This is a genomic window from Agromyces sp. Leaf222 (assembly GCF_001421565.1).
Lineage (GTDB): Bacteria > Actinomycetota > Actinomycetes > Actinomycetales > Microbacteriaceae > Agromyces.
The window spans coordinates 42,422-62,208 of sequence record NZ_LMKQ01000003.1; the positions used below are offsets into that span (position 1 = coordinate 42,422).

Annotated in this window: 20 protein-coding genes; 13 read left to right on the top strand and 7 right to left on the bottom strand. The window is 71.0% G+C overall.

The genetic code is table 11. The features are described from left to right. Position 1: 1 nt before the first annotated feature. The 3 genes from ASE68_RS17660 to ASE68_RS17670 all read left to right on the top strand — a co-directional run bounded on the left by ASE68_RS17660 (position 2) and on the right by ASE68_RS17670 (position 2,988). The gene (locus ASE68_RS17660; RefSeq protein WP_157421756.1) at positions 2-1,087 is read left to right on the top strand and encodes an amidohydrolase family protein; all 1,086 of its coding nucleotides are present in this window, start codon (positions 2-4) and stop codon (positions 1,085-1,087) included. A gap of 32 nt (positions 1,088-1,119) precedes the next feature. Next, positions 1,120-2,343, top strand: coding sequence for a kynureninase (locus ASE68_RS17665; RefSeq protein WP_082462502.1), 1,224 nt, complete (start codon positions 1,120-1,122; stop codon positions 2,341-2,343). 174 nt (positions 2,344-2,517) lie between these two features. Then, positions 2,518-2,988: a hypothetical protein gene (locus ASE68_RS17670; RefSeq protein ID WP_055862725.1), complete on the top strand. Its 471-nt coding sequence runs from the start codon at positions 2,518-2,520 to the stop codon at positions 2,986-2,988. Between the two features lie 129 nt (positions 2,989-3,117). Here ASE68_RS17670 and ASE68_RS17675 read toward each other — a convergent pair whose 3' ends face one another. Together ASE68_RS17675 and ASE68_RS17680 are read right to left on the bottom strand one after the other, a co-directional pair. Next, positions 3,118-4,677, bottom strand: a complete 1,560-nt coding sequence (locus ASE68_RS17675) for a DHA2 family efflux MFS transporter permease subunit (protein WP_369800098.1) — start codon at positions 4,675-4,677, stop codon at positions 3,118-3,120. Between the two features lie 59 nt (positions 4,678-4,736). Then, the gene (locus ASE68_RS17680) at positions 4,737-5,375 is read right to left on the bottom strand and encodes a PadR family transcriptional regulator (RefSeq protein WP_055862728.1); all 639 of its coding nucleotides are present in this window, start codon (positions 5,373-5,375) and stop codon (positions 4,737-4,739) included. 203 nt (positions 5,376-5,578) lie between these two features. Here ASE68_RS17680 and purS point away from each other — a divergent pair, with 203 nt between their 5' ends. The 4 genes from purS to ASE68_RS17695 all read left to right on the top strand — a co-directional run bounded on the left by purS (position 5,579) and on the right by ASE68_RS17695 (position 7,563). Further along, positions 5,579-5,878 (top strand): phosphoribosylformylglycinamidine synthase subunit PurS, encoded by a 300-nt coding sequence (purS, locus tag ASE68_RS17685; protein ID WP_055862730.1) that lies wholly within the window; start codon positions 5,579-5,581, stop codon positions 5,876-5,878. Positions 5,879-5,882: 4 nt separating this feature from the next. Next, positions 5,883-6,581 carry a phosphoribosylformylglycinamidine synthase subunit PurQ gene (purQ, locus tag ASE68_RS17690; RefSeq protein WP_055862732.1) on the top strand — a complete coding sequence of 233 codons (699 nt, stop codon included), beginning with the start codon at positions 5,883-5,885 and terminating at the stop codon, positions 6,579-6,581. 152 nt (positions 6,582-6,733) lie between these two features. Beyond that, complete coding sequence (locus ASE68_RS20365) at positions 6,734-6,979, top strand: hypothetical protein (protein WP_157421757.1); 246 nt, start codon at positions 6,734-6,736, stop codon at positions 6,977-6,979. 38 nt (positions 6,980-7,017) lie between these two features. Continuing rightward, entirely contained in the window at positions 7,018-7,563 is a 546-nt protein-coding gene (locus ASE68_RS17695; protein WP_055862734.1) for a dihydrofolate reductase family protein, read from the top strand. A gap of 117 nt (positions 7,564-7,680) precedes the next feature. On the opposite strand, the gene ASE68_RS17700 is transcribed toward ASE68_RS17695, so the two are convergent. After that, positions 7,681-8,271, bottom strand: a complete 591-nt coding sequence (locus tag ASE68_RS17700) for a dihydrofolate reductase family protein (protein WP_055862735.1) — start codon at positions 8,269-8,271, stop codon at positions 7,681-7,683. A 185-nt stretch (positions 8,272-8,456) separates the two neighbouring features. Here ASE68_RS17700 and ASE68_RS17705 point away from each other — a divergent pair, with 185 nt between their 5' ends. After that, complete coding sequence (locus tag ASE68_RS17705; protein WP_055862737.1) at positions 8,457-10,052, top strand: AMP-binding protein; 1,596 nt, start codon at positions 8,457-8,459, stop codon at positions 10,050-10,052. A 75-nt stretch (positions 10,053-10,127) separates the two neighbouring features. Continuing rightward, entirely contained in the window at positions 10,128-11,150 is a 1,023-nt protein-coding gene (locus tag ASE68_RS17710; protein ID WP_055862739.1) for a DUF389 domain-containing protein, read from the top strand. Positions 11,151-11,218: 68 nt separating this feature from the next. Here the strand turns inward: ASE68_RS17710 and ASE68_RS17715 are convergent, their stop codons facing one another. The 3 genes from ASE68_RS17715 to ASE68_RS17725 form a co-directional block, all read right to left on the bottom strand. Beyond that, positions 11,219-12,679 (bottom strand): catalase, encoded by a 1,461-nt coding sequence (locus ASE68_RS17715; RefSeq protein ID WP_055862742.1) that lies wholly within the window; start codon positions 12,677-12,679, stop codon positions 11,219-11,221. A 120-nt stretch (positions 12,680-12,799) separates the two neighbouring features. Beyond that, complete coding sequence (locus ASE68_RS17720) at positions 12,800-13,240, bottom strand: Fur family transcriptional regulator (protein ID WP_055862743.1); 441 nt, start codon at positions 13,238-13,240, stop codon at positions 12,800-12,802. 65 nt (positions 13,241-13,305) lie between these two features. Then, a complete protein-coding gene (locus tag ASE68_RS17725; protein WP_055862746.1) occupies positions 13,306-13,839 on the bottom strand; it encodes an adenine phosphoribosyltransferase in 534 nt (177 codons plus the stop codon). Positions 13,840-14,008: 169 nt separating this feature from the next. On the opposite strand from ASE68_RS17725, the gene ASE68_RS17730 reads away from it, so the two are divergent. Then, complete coding sequence (locus tag ASE68_RS17730) at positions 14,009-14,470, top strand: DUF3817 domain-containing protein (protein ID WP_235481149.1); 462 nt, start codon at positions 14,009-14,011, stop codon at positions 14,468-14,470. Between the two features lie 25 nt (positions 14,471-14,495). On the opposite strand, the gene ASE68_RS17735 is transcribed toward ASE68_RS17730, so the two are convergent. Further along, the gene (locus tag ASE68_RS17735; protein ID WP_055862750.1) at positions 14,496-15,695 is read right to left on the bottom strand and encodes an MFS transporter; all 1,200 of its coding nucleotides are present in this window, start codon (positions 15,693-15,695) and stop codon (positions 14,496-14,498) included. 280 nt (positions 15,696-15,975) lie between these two features. Between ASE68_RS17735 and purL the strand changes: the two genes are divergently transcribed. The 3 genes from purL to ASE68_RS17755 are packed head-to-tail and all read left to right on the top strand — an operon-like array spanning position 15,976 to position 19,698. Further along, the gene (purL, locus tag ASE68_RS17740; protein ID WP_235481160.1) at positions 15,976-18,318 is read left to right on the top strand and encodes a phosphoribosylformylglycinamidine synthase subunit PurL; all 2,343 of its coding nucleotides are present in this window, start codon (positions 15,976-15,978) and stop codon (positions 18,316-18,318) included. 13 nt (positions 18,319-18,331) lie between these two features. After that, positions 18,332-19,444: a GNAT family N-acetyltransferase gene (locus tag ASE68_RS20905; RefSeq protein ID WP_369800099.1), complete on the top strand. Its 1,113-nt coding sequence runs from the start codon at positions 18,332-18,334 to the stop codon at positions 19,442-19,444. Further along, positions 19,441-19,698 carry a hypothetical protein gene (locus ASE68_RS17755; RefSeq protein WP_055862751.1) on the top strand — a complete coding sequence of 86 codons (258 nt, stop codon included), beginning with the start codon at positions 19,441-19,443 and terminating at the stop codon, positions 19,696-19,698. Before ASE68_RS20905 ends, ASE68_RS17755 begins: the two co-directional genes overlap by 4 nt. Positions 19,699-19,787: the final 89 nt, after the last annotated feature.

Sequence of the window (19,787 nt, forward strand, 5' to 3'; positions counted from 1 at the left end):
GATGCCGCAGCTCGACGACTCGGCTCCGGCCGCCGACGACCGGCCGGAAGCCGACCCGCTCGCCCGCGCGTCGCTCGATCCCGGGTCGCTCGATCCCGGGCCGCTCGACCTCGGGCCGCTCGCGTCGCGCGTTCGACGCTCGCTGAACGGCGCCCACCCCGGCGTGGTCGGCACCCGGCTGCCGCCGCTCGTCGACCACCACGTGCACCTCATGATCATCGGACCCGACGCGCTCGTGGACTCCGCGCTCGGCGGGGTGCTCGACCTCGGCGCGCCGCTCGACGTGGTGACCGCGCTGCGGGGGCGAGAGGGCCTGCCGCGCACCGACTTCGCGGGCGCGTTCCTCACCGCCCCCGGCGGGTACCCCGTCGGCCGGTCGTGGGCCGCCGACGGATGCGCGCACGAGGTGCCGCTCGCATCCGACGCCGGTCGCGGCGCGCTGCCCTCGCCCGCCGAGGCGGCCGTCGCCGAACAGCACGCGTTCGGGGCATCCGTCATCAAGGTCGCCCTCAACGCCGCAGCCGGCCCCGTGTTCGACACCGCGACGCTCGACGCGATCGTGACGGCAGCACATGAACGACGGATGCCGGTGGTCGCCCACGTCGAGGGCGAGGGCATGACCCGGCTCGCGATCGAGGCCGGCGTCGATGCGCTCGCCCACACGCCCTTCACCGAACGGGTCGACGACGAGCTCGTCGCCCGGGCCGTCGCGCTCGGCCAGCGCTGGATCTCGACGCTGTACGTCGCCGGCCACGGCGAGCGCACCCCCGATGCCGAACGAGCGGTCGACAACCTCCGGCGGTTCCACGCGGCTGGCGGGCGCGTGCTCTACGGCACCGACCTCGGCAACGGCGACCAGCCGCTCGGCGTGAACCCCCGCGAGCTCGAGCTGCTCGTCGAGGCGGGGCTCGCGGCATCCGACGTGCTCGAGGCCCTGACCGACCCGTGGCCGCGCGACGAACCCGCCGAGGGCGTCGTGACGTTCGCGGCCGACCCCGCACCCGAGAACCTCGACGACCTGGCCACGTGGCTCGCTGCAGCCGTCGTCGTGCCGGCCGAGGAAGCCGAAGAACTGGAGACCCTGTGACGCTCGACCCCCAGCTCGCGTACGCCCGGCGCATGGACCGCTCCGACGGTCTCGCGCACCACCGCGCGAAGTTCGAGGGGGCCGACACCGACCTCGTCTACTTCGACGGCAACTCGCTCGGCCGCCCGCCGATCTCGGCGATCGCCAGGGTCGAGGAGTTCCTGCGCGAGAGCTGGGGTGCTCGCCTGATCCGCGGGTGGGACGAGTCCTGGCTGCGCCTGCCGAACGAGATCGGCGACCGCATCGGCCGCGCCGTGATCGACGCCAAGGCGGGCCAGACGATCATCGGCGACTCGACGACCGTGCTGCTCTACAAGCTCGCACGCGCCGCGGTCGATGCGCAGGTCGCCCGCGACCCCCGCCGCACCGAGATCGTCGTCGACACCGACAACTTCCCGACCGACCGCTACGTGCTCGACGGCATCGCGAAGGAGCGCGGGCTGACCGTGCGCTGGATCGACGTCGACACGTCCGCCGGCGTGACGCCGGAGCAGCTCGCCGCCGCCGTCGGACCGCAGACCGCGCTCGTCGTGGTCTCGCACGTGGCCTACCGCTCGGCGTACCTCGCCGATGCGCCGCAGCTGACGCGCATCGCGCACGACGCCGGCGCCCTGATCCTCTGGGATCTCTGCCACTCGGCCGGCTCCGTGCCCGTGAAGGCCGACGAATGGGGCTTCGACCTCGCCGTCGGCTGCACCTACAAGTACCTCAACGGCGGGCCGGGCTACCCCGCGTTCGCCTATGTTCGCGAAGACCTGCAGGGCGTGCTCGAGCAGCCGATCCAGGGCTGGTGGGGCACGACCGACATGTTCCTCATGGGGCCCGAGTACCAGCCGGCGCCCGGCATGCAGCGCTTCATCAGCGGCACCGCCCCGGTCGTGGGCATGCTCGCCATGCAGGAGACGCTGGCGATGATCGAGGAGGCGGGCATGCCCGCGATCCGCGCGAAGTCGGTCGCCCTCACCGAGTTCGCGATCTCGCTCGCCGCCGACTGGCTCGCACCCCTCGGCGTGACGCTCGCCTCGCCAGACGACCACGAGGCGCGCGGCGGGCACGTCACCTTCCACCACCCCGAGATGCGCGAGGTCGTCGCCCGCCTCTGGCAGCAGGACGTGATTCCCGACTACCGCGACCCCGGTGGCATCCGCATCGGCCTGTCGCCGCTCTCGACGAGCTTCGAAGAGGTGCACCGAGGCCTGGCGGCCACGCGCGACGTGCTCAAGCAGGTGCTGCTCGAGCGCGCCGGGCTGGCCTGAGGCGCGCCGACCGCCGCCGGATGCGGCCGTCGGCTACCACTCCGCAGCCCGCGGTGGCAACCCCTCCGCCGGTATCGGGCCTTCCCCGGAGCCGCGACGTAGCATGGCCGGATCATCGGACGGATGGGCGCCCACGACGGGCGGCACCCCCGTTCACGACGTCAGGAGTGCAGCATGACGGACACGGATCGTACGGCTTCGGAAGCGACGGACGCGGCGCGTGAGGCCGCCGCCAAGGTGACGGATGCGGCCGCTCACGCGACCGACGAGGTGCGGGATGCCGCCGCATCCGCGACCGAGAACGTCGGCGAGGCGGCGAAGGACGCACGCGGCGCCGTCGACGCCACCATCGGCGCGGCGAAGGGCGCCGTCGCCGACGCCGCCGGCACCGCGCAGGACACCCTCGACGAGGTGATCGACAGCGTGAAGTCCGCCGCCGGGCAGGCGAAGGACGCCGGAGCCGACGCGCTCGACGCCGCACAGGCGCAGGCGCAGGCCGCGTTCGAGACGGGCCGAGGGCTCGTCGACGACGGCACAGGCTACGTCAAGCGCAAGTACCGGGAGAACCCCGGCCTCGTGATCGCGGTCGGCGCGGCGGCGGTGCTCGCCCTCGTGCTCGTCATCCGAGGCACCGGCCGGCGCTGACGCGGCCCGAGGACGTCGAGGCGGTCGAGCCAGTCGAGGCGGTCGAGCAGCGGAGCGTATCGAGACCCGTTCAGTGAGGTCTCGATACGCTCCTTCGTCGTTACTCGACCGACGGGGACTCCTTCGTCGTCACTCGACCGACGTGAGCGACCCGGTCGTCGGCCCCGCGGCATCCGTCCACGCGGCTGCGCCCTTGTGCTCCCAGTCGACCGTCACCTTGGGGCGGGCGAAGAAGAGCACGAGCACGGCGCCGATCGCGAACGAGATGACGGGCAGCCACAGCGACTGCGACATCGCGTCGGTGAATCCGCCGGCGACCTGCGGCGGCAGCGCCTGGCCCGCGGTCGACGACTGCTCGCCGCCGGACTCGGCGAACCCGGGCAGGTTCGCCTCGAGGCGGGCGTTCATGAGCGCGGTGATGGCCGCGGCGCCGAAGACCGAGCCGAACTGGCGCGTCATGTTGTAGACGCCTGAGCCGGCGCCCGCCTGCTGCGGGGGCAGGTTGCGCGTCGCCGTCGAGGCGAGCGGCGCCCAGATGCCCGAGAGGCCGAGGCCGAGGAACGCGGCGGGGATGAGCAGCACCCACAGCTCGACGTCGGGCGTGATGAGCAGCGACATCGCGCTGAGCGCGCCGGCCGTGATGGTGAAGCCGGCGAACGCGATCCACTTGGGGTCGACGCGGTCGGTCAGGCGGCCGATGAACGGCGCCATGACGCCGGAGACGACGGCCATGGGCACGAGCATGAGCGCGGCCTGCGTGGGCTCGAGGCCGCGGGCGACCTGGTAGTAGAAGGCGAGCGGCAGCGGCATCGAGACGATGGCGAGGCCGACGACCGTGATCGCCGCGTTCGACAGGGCGAAGTTGCGGTCCTTGAACAGGTCGAGGGGCAGCAGCGGCTCCTTGCGGTTGAAGCGCTGCCAGACGACGAAGGCGACGAGGATCACGAGACCCGAGATGATCAGGCCCCACACGGTGATCGGTCCGGTGATGGTGCCCCAGTCGTAGGTCGCGCCCTCCTGGATGCCGAAGATCACGAGGAACATGCCGACGGCGCTCAGCACCACGCCCAGCCAGTCGAACGAGTGCTGGTGCGTCTCGAGCTTCGGCACGAGCCGCACCGCGAGGATGAACGCCACGACGCCCACGGGCACGTTGACGATGAAGATCCACTCCCAGCCGAGCGAGTCGACGAGCACGCCGCCGAGGATCGGGCCGACGAGCGTCGCGACGCCGGCGACGGCGCCCCAGAGGCCCATCGCCGCACCGCGCTGCGTGGGCGGGAAGATGCGCGTGATGACCGCCATCGTCTGCGGGGTCATGAGTGCGGCGCCGAGGCCTTGCACGACGCGGGCGACGATCAGCATCGTGATGTCGTCGGAGAGTCCGCACCAGAGCGACGAGAGCGTGAAGACGGCGAGGCCGACGAGGTAGACGTTCTTCGGTCCGAAGCGATCGCCGAGGCGGCCGGTGATGAGCAGCGGCACCGCGTAGGCGAGCAGGTAGGCGGAGGTCACCCACAGCACCGAGGTGAGGTCGGTGCCGAGGTCGCGCATGATCGCGGGGTTCGCGATCGAGACGATGGTCGAGTCGACCAGGATCATGAAGAAGCCGATGACGAGCGCCCAGAGCGCCGGCCACGGCTTTCGTTCGGTCTGCAGGTGTTCGCTCTGCTGGTGGTCGGTTGACATGTGTTCCTCCAGAACAGGGGACCGCAAGCGGTCGGGTCGTGTGGCCGCGGTGCGGCGGGTCAGTGGGCGGCGGCAGCCGAGGCCGGCGGGGCGACCGGGGCATCCGAGGCGGGAACGGAAGGCGCGGCGCCCGCGACATCCGATGGCCATTCGAGCTCGCCCGATCGGAGTTCGTCGATGGTCTGCGCGAGCCAGTCGGCCTCGGCGGCGAGCATCGCGCGGGTGTAGTAGACGTTCAGCACGACGCTCTTCGGCTTGCCCTTGCCGGCGATGCGCACCATGGCGGCGTCGTGCCAGGCGATGCCGTCGCGGATCGCGTCGAGCCGGGCGTCGAGCAACTCGACGACCCGGTCGACGGGCAGGTTGTGGGCCTCGCCGACGGCGAGCGGGAACTCGGGGAACTCGTTCACGTGCCGCGAGAGCATCTGCTCGAGGCTCTCGTCGAACGCGGTGCGGCCCGCCTCGGTCACGGTGTAGACCGTGCGCTCGGGCCGGTTGCCCATGCGCTCGGTCGAGGTCGGCTCGATCAGCCCGTCGCGGGCGAGTCGCTCGACGGCGCGGTAGAGCGATCCGGCGCTCACCTTGACGACGCGGTCCTCCTTGCGCGCCAGCATGAGCTGGTACATCTCGTACGGATGCATCGGCGCGTCGATCAGGATCGCGAGCGCCGAGAAGGCGAGCGGGTTCAGCTGCGACATCCGCACCCTCCGTCCGTGTTCGCGGTGATGTTCCGCTATGTATATTCCATCCGGAATAGTACACCTGGAATCGTTGGTCGACAACCGCGTCCGATCCGAACCGCGGATGCCGCTGCGACGCCGTTCGGGCGCCAGTGCGGCGCCGCGCCGCGCGGCCGGTAGAATCGAGGCATCCACACCCCGACACCGGACGGAGAACCGCGGTGCCCACCATCGTCGTCGACGTGATGCCCAAGGCCGAACTGCTCGATCCCCAGGGGAAGGCCGTCGCCGGCGCCCTCGCTCGCACGGGCCACGAGGGCTTCGGCTCCGTGCGCATCGGCAAGCGCTTCGAACTCACCGTCGACGGTCCCGTCGACGACGCCCTGCGCGCCAGCGTGCAGCAGATCGCCGAGGAGATCCTCTCCAACTCGGTCATCGAAGACGTCGTGAACATCGACTTCGGCGACGAGGCGACCCCGGCCGACGAGTCCACCGAGGGCACTGCGCCCACGGAGGGCTGACGTCATGCGCATCGGCGTCATCACCTTTCCCGGCTCGCTCGACGACCGCGACGCCCAGCGCGCGGTGCGCCTCGCGGGCGCCGAGCCCGTCGCCCTCTGGCACGGCTCGCACGACCTCGAGGGCGTCGACGCGCTGATCCTGCCCGGCGGCTTCAGCTACGGCGACTACCTGCGCTGCGGCGCGATCGCCTCGCTCTCGCCGATCATGACCGAGGTCGTCGACGCCGCGAACGGCGGCATGCCCGTGCTCGGCATCTGCAACGGCTTCCAGATGCTCACCGAGGCGCACCTGCTCGAGGGTGGACTGATCCGCAACGACCACGGCTCGTTCATCTGCCGCGACCAGGTGCTCACCGTCGAGAACGCGTCGACCGACTGGACGAGCGGCTTCGACGCCGGCCAGCAGATCACCATCCCGCTGAAGAACGGCGAGGGCGGATTCATCGCCGACGCCGACACGCTCGACCGCCTCGAGGGCGAGGGTCGCGTGGTGTTCCGCTACGTCGACGTCAACCCCAACGGCTCGATGCGCGACATCGCGGGCGTCACCAACGCCCGCGGCAACGTGGTCGGCCTCATGCCGCACCCCGAGCACGCGGTCGAACCCGGCTTCGGCCCCGACACCGCCGCGGCCATGCGCTCCGGCGTCGACGGGCTCGGCTTCTTCACGAGCGTCATCCGCAGGTCGCTCGTCGAGGCGTAGCCTCCCGCAACGAATACAGGAGAGGGCGACCGGAGACGGTCGCCCTTTCCTGTACCCGGCGCCGACGTCGTGCCGGCTCCTGCTTCGGTACGGGGGTTCGGCACGGCCGCCTACCTGTGGGGCCGCACATGTTGCCGACGTAACGTCCGGTCATGAGTGACACGCTCGGATCGATCCGTCCCCCGCCTGCACGCCCCAAGGCATCTGCCGTTCCCAACCCGCAGATGCACCTCATCCACGCGGCCGACGCCGAGGATCGCCACGTCGCGGCCTTCTGGGCGACGTACGACCTGGCCCTTCGGAGTCGCCACCGCTGGTTCGACGCGGCCGCGGCGTATTGGGGGTCGGCCGCGTCGACGCGGGACCACCCCGAACGCCACGAGTCGATGTACCGCTGAGCCCTGACATCCGAACGGCCGCTCGCTACCCTTTTCCCATGCGACCGCTTCGCTATTCCATCAATGTCACCCTCGACGGATGCGTCGACCACCGCGTTGGAGTCGTCGATGAGGAGCTGCATCGACATTCGGCCGAGATCATCGCCCGGGCGGACGCCCTGATCTTCGGCCGGGTGACCTACGAGATGATGGCGTCGGCCTGGCGCCTGCCGCTGTCCGACGAGATGCCCGAGTGGACGCAGCCGTTCGCCGAGAGCATCGACGGCGCCAAGAAGTACGTCGTGTCGAGCACTCTCGAGAGCCTCGACTGGAACGCGGAGTTCCTGCGCGGCGATCTGGGCGAGGCCGTGCAACGCCTCAAGGACGAGCCGGGCGACGGACTCTACGTCGGGGGCGTGACCCTGCCACTGGCGCTGGCCGAGCTGGGGCTGATCGACGAGTACGAGTTCGTCGTGCATCCGCGTTTGGTCGGGCATGGGCCGACCCTCTTCGCCGGACTCACCGACGTCGTCGACCTGCGACTCGTGGGCCGACAGGAGTTCGTCTCCGGGGCGATCTCACTGCGGTACGAACCCAGACGATAGCGCCGGCTGAACGGATGACGGTGGTCATCGCCGAGCAGCACGGCCTACTCGTCGTCGAGCGAGGTGATGTACTCGGCGACCGATCGGCCGTTGTCATCCGTCATCGTTTCGGCCTTCTCAGCTCGATCGGCGGCGCACCGGGAAGCGCAGGTGAAGCACGCGGTCGCCCTGGATCACCTCGTCGGGATCCTCCAGCAGGTGCTGCGCGGCGATCGACCCGAAGTAGCGCTTGCCGGCGCCGAACGCGACGGGCACGACGTCCATGCGCACCTCGTCGACGAGTCCTGCGGCGAGCACCTGGCCACCGACGTCACCGGAGGCGACCTCGACGACCCGATCCTGCGCGAGCTCCTGCGCCATGGCCATGGCCGCCTCGACGCCGTCGACGAAGTGGAACGGCGCCTCGGCGTCCCACCCCTCGGGTGCCGGCCGGTGCGTCACGACGACCACGTGGTCGACCCCGCCCGGAGGCGTCCCGTCCCAGCCGTCCGTCAGGTCGAAGACGTGGCGGCCGACGATGGTCACGCCGATCCCGTCCCAGTACGGCCGGGTGTAGTCGTACGACGCCTGCGACACCTTCAGCACGCCGCTCTCGTCCAACGGCACGTCGCCGCTCGTCAACCAGTCGAACAGGGGCCCCGGCTGGTCGTCCTCGTCGGCGATGAAGCCGTCGACCGACACCGAGCTGTACATGACCACCTTGCCCACGGCGCACTCCTCTGCTCTCGTGACGACCTCGGATGAGCGTGTCACGCGGCCGTCGCGCCGGGGAGGAATCGTGGCCGTTCGGCCGGGAATCGGCACCGGCATCGCGGCCGATCCGCACACGGAACCCTTCCCTCGCTGCGGGCGATGACGGATGATTGCTGCACCCGTTGATCGAAGGAGATCCGATGGCCAGCAGCCCGCGCCCAGACGCGACCGTTCCCGACCTGTCCGTGTTCGACTACCTGTTCGGAGGCCTGGCCGAGGGCGACCTCGACACCGTCGCGATCGTCGACGGCACCAGCGGGGCGACCACGACGTACCGCCAGCTGGTGGGCCAGATCCAGCTGCTCGCGGGGGCGCTGGCCGCACGCGGCGTGGGCGTCGGCGACGTGGTCGCGGTGCTCTGCCCGAACGTGCCGGCCTTCGCGACGGTGTTCCACGGCATCCTGCGCTCGGGCGCCACGGCGACGACCGTGAACTCCCTCTACACGCCCGACGAGATCGCGAACCAGCTGACGGATGCCGGTGCCCGCTGGTTCTTCACGGTGTCACCGCTGCTCCCCCAGGCCGCCGCCGCTGCCGCGCGGGTCGGCATCGCCGACGACCACCTCGTCGTGCTCGACGGCGCCGAGGGACATCCGTCACTGCGCGACCTGCTCGGCGAGGGGCGCGCGGCACCGGATGTCTCGTTCGACCCGGCCGAGCACCTCGCGGTACTGCCGTACTCGTCAGGCACGACTGGGCGGCCGAAGGGCGTCATGCTCACGCACCGCAACCTGGTGGCGAACGTCGCCCAGAACGTGGAGTCGATCGGCCTCGAGTCGTCGGACCGCGTGCTCGCGGTGCTGCCGTTCTTCCACATCTACGGCATGACCGTGCTGCTGAACTACGCGCTCAAGTGCCGGGCGAGCCTCGTGACCATGCCGAAGTTCGACCTCGCCGAGTTCCTCAGGGTGATCGGCGAGTACGGGGCGACCTGGCTGTTCATCGCGCCGCCCATCGCGGTCGCCCTCGCGAAGCATCCGCTCGTCGCGCAGGCCGACCTGTCGAGCGTGAAGGTCGTCTTCTCGGGGGCTGCGCCACTCGACGGCTCGCTCGCCGAGGCCGTCGCCGAACGGCTGGACTGCGTCGTCTGCCAGGGCTACGGCATGACCGAGACGAGTCCCGTCACGCATGTCATCGCGCTCGACCGGCCCGACCTCGATCGCTCGAGCATCGGCCACCTGCTTCCGAGCACCGAGGCGCGCGTCGTCGACGTCGAGTCGGGCGCCGACGTCGACGTGCCTGACGATGGCGCGAGCGAACCCGGCGAACTGTGGATCCGCGGCCCGCAGGTCATGAAGGGCTACCTCGGCAACCCCGAGGCGACGGCGGAGATGCTCGACGCCGACGGATGGCTGCACACGGGCGACATCGCGACGGTCACCGCCGACGGCGTGTACCGCATCGTCGACCGGCTGAAGGAGCTCATCAAGTACAAGGGCTACCAGGTCGCGCCCGCCGTGCTCGAAGCGGTGCTGCTGGGGCATCCGAAGATCGCGGATGCCGCGGTGATCGGCGTGCGCGATGCCGACGGCCAGGAGATCCCCAAGGCGTTCATCGTCGCCCAGGCCGACGCCGAGCTCGATGCCGACGAGGTCATCTCGTTCGTCGCGGAGCACGTCGCCCCGCACGAGAAGGTGCGCGCGGTCGAGTTCATCGACGTCGTGCCCAAGTCGACCGCGGGCAAGATCCTGCGCAAGGACCTGCGCGCGAGGGAGGCGGCGACGACTGGCGCGTGAACCGTTCGGCTGAGGTGCCGCGTCGATAGGATCGGGCGCGCAGACCTGCCGGGGGGCAGTATCGAGGGGGCCGACATGAGCGAGACGACGCGACCACGACCGCAGCTGAACGACCTCGCGCACATGCGCGATGCCGTGCTGTTCGACGGGCCGGAGGCACCGCACAAGGTGAGCCGCTTCTGGCTCCTGCTCATCCTCTCGTCGATCATCGCCGCCGCCGGCGTGGTCGCCGACTCGACCGCCACGGTGATCGGCGCGATGATCGTGGCCCCGCTCATGCTGCCGATCCAGGGCACGATGCTCGCGACGGTGCTCGGCGACCGCGACGCGCTCGTGCGCTCACTGCTGCTGCTCATCGCGGGCGCGGCGACGGCGGTGGGCATCGGGTTCGCCGTGGGCCTGCTCGTGGTGAACGAGGTCGTCGCGTCGAACAACTCGCAGGTCGCGAGCCGGGTCTCCCCTGGCCTGATCGACCTGCTCGCCGCGCTCGCGACCGGCGTCGTCGGGTCGATCGCCCTCGTGCGGCGCGATATCTCAGACACGCTGCCGGGCGTCGCCATCGCGATCTCACTCGTGCCGCCGCTGTCGGTCGTCGGGCTCACGCTGCAGTCCGGTGCGCCCGACCAGGCGCTCGGCGCGCTGCTGCTCTTCCTCACGAACGTCGCGGCCATCATCGGCACGGGCATCGTCGTGATGGCGGTCTACGGGGCGAGCCGGCTGGCGGCGCCACCGGCCGACGCGCGGCAGATCTCGCACAAGCGCCGCAACACGGCAATCGCCCTCACGCTCATGGGCATCGTCGTGATCGTGCCCCTCACGATCACGAGCGTGCAGACCGCGCAGAACGTGACCCGGGAGTCCGCCGTGCACGGCGTCGCCAAGGCCTGGGGCGCCGACGTCGGCTGGGAGCTGACGAGCGTGACGACCACGAACGGCGTCATCATCGCGAAGTTCGAGGGCGACGGCGACCAGCCCGAGACGGCGACCCTCGAGAGCGCCCTGCGCGGCGCGGGCATCGACCCGAGCGACGTGGAGGTCGAGCTCGAGCCCACGTACACGGTGAAGCTCGGCCCCGCGGCCGGCTCGGGCGGCGACTAGCAGGGCGAGGCGAAGCACGGCGGCCGGGGCACGAGTCGCCTCGCGCCCCGGCCGCCCGGTGCGAACCGCTACGCGGCCGCGTGCTCCGTGCCGACCGATGCGCGCAGCGCGGCGCCCAGCTCGGCGTCGACGTTCGTCCAGTACTGGAAGAACCGCTCGCGGATCTCGTCGACGGTGATCGACTCGCCCTGGCCGGTCAGGGTCTCGAGCAGGCGCTGTTTCGCCTCGGCGGAGTACACCTCGCGGTAGAGCGTGCCCGGCTGGCCGAAGTCGCTGTCGTCGCTTCGCAGCGTGTAGGCCGCGCGCACGAGCTCGCCGTCCTGCTCCCAGCCGCCCTCGGCTGCACGCTCGGCGTCGGCCGACGGTCCGCCGAACGAGTTCGGCGCGTAGACCGGCGCGGCGGGCGAGTTGAACCCGTGACGCTGCGCGCCGTCCTGCGAGTAGTTGTGCACGGGCGCCGCGTGCGGTGCGTTCACGGGGATCTGGTTGTAGTTCGTGCCGACGCGGTAGCGCTGCGCGTCGGGGTAGCTGAACACGCGGGCCATGAGCATCTTGTCGGGGCTGATCGCGATGCCGGGCACGGTGTTCGCGGGCGAGAAGGCCGCCTGCTCGATCTCGGCGAAGAAGTTCTGCGGGTTGCGGTCGAGCGTCAGCGTGCCGACCGGGATCAGCGGGTAGTCCGCGTGCGGCCACACCTTCGTGAGGTCGAACGGGTTGAAGCGATAGGTCTTCGCGTCCTCGTAGGGCATGACCTGCACGTGCAGGTCCCACTTGGGGTGGTTGCCCGCCTCGATCGCCTCGTGGAGGTCGCGGCGGTAGAAGTCGGCGTCGGCGCCGGCGATCGCCTCGGCGGTCTCGGCGTCGAGGTGCAGGTCGCCCTGCTGCGAGCGGAAGTGGTACTTCACCCAGAACTTCTCGCCGGCCGCGTTGATCCACTGGTACGTGTGCGACCCGAAGCCGTGCATCTCGCGCCAGGACTTCGGCAGGCCGCGGTCGCCCATGAGGTAGGTGACCTGGTGCGCCGACTCGGGCGAGAGGGTCCAGAAGTCCCACTGCATGTCGGCGTCGCGGAGGCCGGAGCCCGGCAGTCGCTTCTGCGAGTGGATGAAGTCGGGGAACTTGATGGCGTCGCGGATGAAGAACACCGGGGTGTTGTTGCCGACGATGTCGTAGTTGCCCTCGGTCGTGTAGAACTTGACCGAGAATCCGCGCACGTCGCGCCAGGTGTCGGGCGATCCCTGCTCGCCGGCGACCGACGAGAACCGCATCAGCGTCTCGGAGTCCGCGCCCGGCTGGAAGACCGCGGCCCGCGTGTACGCGGAGACATCCGCCGTCACCTCGAAGCGACCGAACGCGCCGCCGCCCTTGGCGTGCACGATGCGCTCGGGGATGCGCTCGCGGTTGAACTGGGCGAGCTTCTCGACGAGGTAGCGGTCGTGCAGCACGGTGGGTCCGTCGGCGCCGACGGTGAGCGAGTGCGCGTCACTGGCGACGGGCGTTCCGGTCTGGGTGGTGGTGTTCTCGGTCATCTGTTCCTTCTCAGTAGGGTGACGGATGCCGCGACGGCGCGCCGAACGCACCCGCTGGCGGGTACGACGAAGGGCGCCGAGACGGCGTGGCACGGGCATTCCCGGCGGAGGCGGCGCAGGCTAGGCCGCGGCCTCCTGCTGACAGCTCGCGCAGAGGCCCCAGAAGGTGACCTCGGCGGTGTGCACGACGAATCCGCCCGCATCGGACGGGGCGAGGCACGGTGCCTGCCCGACGATGCAGTCGACATCGGCCACGGCACTGCATCGCGTGCACACGATGTGGTGGTGGTTGTCGCCGATGCGGCTCTCGTGGAGCGCCGCAGACCCCGCCGGCTCGATGCGCCGGAGGAGGCCGGCCGCGTTCAGGTCGGCGAGCACGTTGTACACGGTCTGCAGCGGGATGCCCGGGTGGTCGACGCCCACGCGCGCGTGAACCGCGTCGGCGTCGAGATGCCCGTTGCCGGTGACCGCCTCGAGGACCGCGAGTCGTGGCGCCGTCACGCGCAACCCCGCCGAGCGGAGGTGCCCGGCGGCCGCGTCGCGGATCTCGTCGGTGGTCATGGCTCCAACGTATCGGTTCTTTTGAGTCATTCAAAACAACTGAGGTCGCCTCGGGTGACGAGGGCTCAGTACTGCAGCAGCGAGAACGTCTCGTAGCGGTCGTCGAGCGCCGCGCGACCGCCGAGGTCGACGAGCTCGATCGCGACCGAGATGCCCGCGACCTGCCATCCTGCGCGCTCGACGAGTCTGGCGGCGGCTGCGACCGTTCCGCCGGTGGCCAGCACGTCGTCGACGATGAGCACGCGCGTGCCTGGCGGCAGCTCGCCCTCGTGCACCTCGAGCGCTGCGGTGCCGTACTCGAGCGCGTACTCCTCGCGGAGCACCTTGCGCGGCAGCTTGCCCGCCTTGCGGATCGGCAAGAGCCCCGCCCCGCAGAGCGCCGACGCGGCGCCTGCCAGCAGGAACCCGCGCGCCTCGACGCCGGCGAGCACGTCGAAGGTGCCGGCGAAGGGTGCCGTCAGCGCCTCGGAGAGGGCGTGGAACGCGGACGCATCGGCGAAGACGGGCGTGAGGTCGCGGAAGAGCACTCCCGGTTCGGGGAAGTCGGGAATCGTCGCGAGGTTCGATTCGACAAGGTCGCGCACATCCTGCTCGGTCACCGGTCAAGGGTACTCCGTCGGGCTCGCCGGGCTCGGGCGAGCGGATGCCGCGGGCCGACCACGCGACATCCGCTCGCCGTGTTGGTCGGCCGGAGTTCAACCGTTCGTCGGAGGCCTCGCACAGGCCCGCCCTGCGAGCATGGAGGGACCCCCGACCTCTGGAGCACCCGTGTCACCGAAACGCCTGTACCGCACCTTCGCCGTCGCCGAGGCGATCACCTGGACGCTGCTGATCGCGGGCATGATCCTGAAGTACGGGTTCGGCGTCGACATCGCCGTGACCATCGGCGGCGGCATCCACGGGTTCGTGTTCCTCGCCTACGCCGTGATCGCCGTCGTCGTCGGCGTGAACCAGCGCTGGAACGTCGGGCGCATCGCGTTCGCCCTCCTCACCGCGATCGTGCCCTATGCGACGATCCCGTTCGAGCTGTGGCTCGTGCGTCGCGGCCACCTCGAGGGCGACTGGCGCCGCGAGGCCGGCGACCACCCCGCCGACGGCTCGTTGCCGAACCGCGTGCTGCGACTCGTGCTCGCGCGCCCGGCGATCTCGATCGCGGTCGGTGTCGTCGCCGTCGCGGCGGCGTTCACGGTGCTGCTCATGGTCGGCCCGCCGGTGCCGCCGCCCGCGTAGGCCTTCCCACGCCTGCCCGCGGCGGCTACCGGCCGACGCGGTTGACGAGCGCCGTCCAGATGAGCGCGGTCGTCGAGCACACGAGCAGGGCGACGAACACCCACGGCAGCGCCGAGAGGCCGATCACGCCGTAGAGCACGGCGCCGAGCAGCGCTCCGCCGCCGATGCCCGTGTTGAACGCGGTCGTGTAGAAGGATGCCGCGGCGTCGCGGATGCGGGCCGACGCCGTGTGCAGCAGGCGCGTGTTGAGCATCGTCGGGAGGGCGCCGAACGCCGTGCCGAACAGCAGGAAGCTGCCGATGCCCACGACGGGCGTGGTCGGGAACGACGCGAGGCCGGCGACGCCGAGGCCCGTCGCGACGAGGGCGACGACGAGTCCGGCCGTCGGGCGCCGGCCGAGCACCGCCCCGGCGAGCACCAGGCCCACCGCGCCGGCGATGCCGTAGGCGAGCAGCATCGGGCTGATCGCGCTCGACGGGAGCCCCATGACGTCGGTGATGTACGGCGCGATGTACGTGTAGAACGTGTACATGCCGATCATCGTGACGGCGGTGATGGCGCAGACCACGAGCACCGGCATGAACGTGCGATCGCTGCGCAGGCGCAGGGGCGCGGCATCCGCTTCACCGGCGTGGTGGCGCACCGGCGGGAGGAACCGCCAGACGAGCAGCGCGCCGAGCAGCGTCAGCACGCCCATCGCGGCGAAGGCGACGCGCCAGCCGAGGGCCTGGCCGAGCGCCGTGCCGAGCGGAACGCCGAGCACGAACGCGGCTGAACCGCCGGCCACGCTGATCGACACGGCCCTCGCGAGCTGCTCCTTGGGCACGAGGTGCCCGGCGTATGCGCCGACGACCGACCAGAACACGCCGTGCGCGGCACCGCCGAGCACGCGCGTCGCGAGCACCGTCGGGTAGTTCGGGGCGATCGCCGTGAGCACGCAGCTGAGCGCGAGCACGGCGAGGGTGATGACGATGAGACGGCGGCGCGGCAGGCGCTTGGTCAGCGCCGCGAGCGGAACCGTCAGCACGACGACGGTGCCCGCGAACACGGTCACGAGCAGGCCGACGAGGGGCTCGCCGACGCCGAGCTCGCGGCTCATGTCGGGCAGCAGGCCCGTGGGGAGCATCTCGATCGTGACCGAGAGGAAGACGGCGGCGGCGAGCACGATGAGCCCGAGCCAGGGGAACGGCGGCGCAGGATGCACCGTGGGAATCGAAGAGGTCATGTGAAGTGCCTGGACGAACGTCGCTCGTGGGGCGCGGGCGGGGCTCCGCGAATGCGCGAACGGCCACGAGGACTGCGCGCCGATGTGCGCGCCCAGGGCCGCCGGGATCCGACGACCGCGACCAGTCTACCGAGCGGATGCCGCGAGCGGGCCGGGGGACGATTCGGCCCCGCCCCGTGGAAGGTAGACTCGCTGGGTCAGGCATCCGCCCGCGGCATCCGCTCGCCGCCGCTGCGCCGCTGCACCCCACGTGCCGCCACACCACTGGAGCTCGCCACTCGTGACCATCGAAACCACCGCCACGACCGCTGCCGAATCGTCGAAGCCGGCGCCGGTGCTCGACACCGTCGAGGTCGCCGCCACCACGCCCGAGAAGGAGCAGCCGTACGCCGCGCTGGGCCTGAAGCCCGACGAGTACGAGCGCATCCGAAACATCCTCGGCCGCCGCCCGACGAGCGCCGAACTCGCGATGTACTCCGTCATGTGGAGCGAGCACTGCTCCTACAAGTCGTCGAAGATCTACCTGCGCCAGTTCGGCAAGAAGGTCACGCCGGCCATGAAGCAGCACCTGATGGTGGGCATGGGCGAGAACGCCGGCGTGCTCGACATCGGCGAGGGCTGGGCCGTCACCTTCAAGATCGAGTCGCACAACCACCCGAGCTACATCGAGCCGTTCCAGGGCGCCGCGACCGGCGTCGGCGGCATCGTGCGCGACATCATCTCGATGGGCGCGCGCCCCGTGGCCGTCATGGACGCGCTCCGCTTCGGCGACATCAACCACCCCGACACCGCGCGCGTCGTGCACGGCGTGGTCTCGGGCATCAGCTTCTACGGCAACTGCCTCGGCCTGCCGAACATCGGCGGCGAGACCTGGTTCGACTCGGTCTACCAGGCCAACCCGCTCGTGAACGCCCTCGCCGTCGGCGTGCTGCGCCACGAGGACCTGCACCTGGCCAACGCCAAGGGCGCGGGCAACAAGGTCGTGCTGTTCGGCGCCCGCACGGGTGGCGACGGCATCGGCGGCGCCTCGATCCTCGCGTCCGACACGTTCGCAGAAGGCGGCCCGACCAAGCGCCCCGCGGTGCAGGTCGGCGACCCGTTCGCCGAGAAGGTGCTCATCGAGTGCTGCCTCGAGCTGTTCCAGGGCGACCTCGTCGAGGGCATCCAAGACCTGGGCGCTGCCGGCATCTCGTGCGCGACCTCCGAGCTCGCGTCGAACGGCGACGGCGGCATGGCCATCGTGCTCGACGACGTGCTGCTGCGCGACCCCACGCTCACGCCTGAGGAGATCCTCATGAGCGAGAGCCAGGAGCGCATGATGGCGATCGTCAAGCCCGAGAAGCTCGAGGGCTTCCTCGAGGTCGTCAAGAAGTGGGATGTCGAGACCAGCGTGCTCGGCGAGGTCACCGACACCGGCCGCCTCAGCATCATGTGGCACGGCCAGGAGATCGTGAACGTCGACCCGCGCACCGTCGCCGTCGACGGCCCGGTCTACGAGCGCCCGGTCGCCTACCCCACCTGGATCGACGCGCTGCAGGCCGACACGGCCGCGAAGCTCGAGCGACCGGCGACGGCCGACGAGATCCGCGAGCAGTTCCTGAAGCTCGTCGGCTCGGCGAACCAGGCCGACGCGGCGTGGGTCACGAACCAGTACGACTCCTACGTGCTCGGCAACACCGCGCTCGGCGCGCCCGACGACGCGGGCATGATCCGCGTCGACGAGGAATCCGGCCTCGGCGTCTCGGTCGCCACCGACGCCAACGGCCGCTACTCCTACCTCGACCCGCGCCAGGGCGCGAAGCTCGCCCTCGCCGAGGCGTTCCGCAACGTCGCCGTCACGGGCGCGAAGCCCATGGGCGTCAGCGACTGCCTGAACTTCGGCTCCCCCGAGAACCCCGAGGTCATGTGGCAGTTCTCCGAGACCGTCGAGGGCCTCAGCGACGGATGCCTCGAGCTCGGCATTCCCGTCACCGGCGGCAACGTCAGCTTCTACAACCAGACCGGCGACGTGCCGATCCACCCGACGCCGGTCATCGCCGTGCTCGGCGTGATCGACGACGTCGCGCGCCGCATCCCCAGCGGATGGCAGGACGACGGCCACAACATCTACCTCCTCGGCGACACCGCGCTCGAGCTCGACGGCTCCGCGTGGGCCGGCACCGTGCACGGGCACCTCGGCGGTCGCCCGCCGGCCGTGTCGCTCGAGGGCGAGAAGGTCCTCGCCGAGCTGCTCGCCGCGGCGGCGCTCGAGGGCCTCATCGACTCGGCGCACGACCTCAGCGACGGCGGCCTCGCGATCGCCCTCTCCGAGGCCGTCACGCGCTTCGGCGTCGGCGCCCGCGTGTTCCTCGGCGAGGTCACGGGCGACGCCGGCATCGACGTCGCGACCGCGCTCTTCTCGGAGTCGGCCGGTCGCGTCATCGTCTCGGTCCCCCGCGAAGACGACGTGAAGTTCCGCGGGCTCTGCGACGGCCGCGGCTACCCGGTGCGCCGCATCGGCGTGACGGATGCCGCGTCGGGCTCGCTCGAGGTGCAGGACGCCTTCACCGTGTCGATCGACGAGCTGCGCGGCGTCAACCGCGCGCCGCTCGCCGACGCGTTCGGCCCGGTCGTCGGGTACTGACGCGACCGCGCGCATGCGCCCTCGAGAGGACGGGTTCCGGCTGTCGCCGAACGGCGGCACGGCCGAAACCCGTCCTCTCGGCGTCTCCGAGGGCACGACGACGCCGGATGGGACGCCGCAGTCCTACCCCGCGGAGTACGGCGTCGCGCACGGCAGCTTCGGCCTCGTGCCTGCCGCCTACGTGTTCCTCGTCGACGGCGAGAGCGCACGGCCCGACCGCGTGCTGCTGCAGCGCCGCGCGAACACCTCGTACTACGACGGCTGGTGGGCCGCGTCGGCGGCGGGCCACGTCGATCCGGGCGAGCCAGTGCACGCCACGGCCGTGCGCGAGACGCGCGAGGAGATCGGCGTCGGCCTCGACCCCGACGACCTCGAGCCGCTGACCGCGATGCACCGCAGTGCGCCGAACGGCAAGCCCGTCGACCAGCGCCTCGACGTGTTCTTCGCCTGCCGCCGATGGATCGGCGAGCCCGCGCTGCAGGAGGGCACGGCGAGCGACCTCGCCTGGTTCGAGCTCGACGCCCTGCCCGAGCAGGTCGTGCACCACGAGCGGTTCGTGCTCGAGCACTGGCGCGGCGGAACCCTGTCACCCGTGTCCTCATTCGGGTTCGCGACGCATGGCGGTGCCTCCGCGCCCGATGCAGCAGCCGAGCCCGGCCCTGCGAGCGCGCCCGACCCGGCCCTCCCGCTCCAGGTCGCCTACGGCACGGCGTCGGCACGCGACATCCGCGAGCTCATCGAGTTCTGGGCCGGCGCCGGAGAGAACGACTCGCGGCCGACCGACACGCCCGAGGCCCTCCAGCGGCTGCTGGCGCGCGACGCCGACTCGCTCATCGTCGCCCGCCTCGACGGCCGGGTGGTGGGCACGGTCATCGCCGGCTACGACGGCTGGCGAGCCCACCTGTACCGACTCGCCGTCGCGCCGGAGCAGCGAAGACGCGGCATCGGCCGCGAGCTCATGCGGCGAGCCGAGGCCAGGCTGGCCGCGTTCGGCGTCCCGCGCTTCGACGCGATGGTGCTCGCACACAACGAACTCGGCCGCAGTCTCTGGACGTCGCTCGGCTACTCCGAGCAGCACGACTGGCGGCGGTGGGTCCGAACCGCCCCACGGAAGCAGGGAACATGAACGAGCTCGGCCTGGTCACCGGCATCGGCACCGGGCTGTTCGCGCTCGCGCTCGTCATCGGCATGACGGTGCGAGCGGTCCGCGCCGAACGCGGCCAGCGCATGCGCGCGGCGTTCAGCCCGCTCATGAGCTCGTTCGAGGTGCACCAGGAGCTGCACACCGGCCAGAAGGGCCTGCAGGACTCGGTCATCGAGTCGATCCAGGTCTCCGAGGTGCGCCCGTCACGCACCGACGAGGATCCCGAGCGCGACTGACGCGGACCCCGTTCGCGAGTGGGCGATTTCGGCGACCTCCGCCGACGGGTGACCGCCGAAATCGCCCACTCGCGGGGTTCGCGGGAACT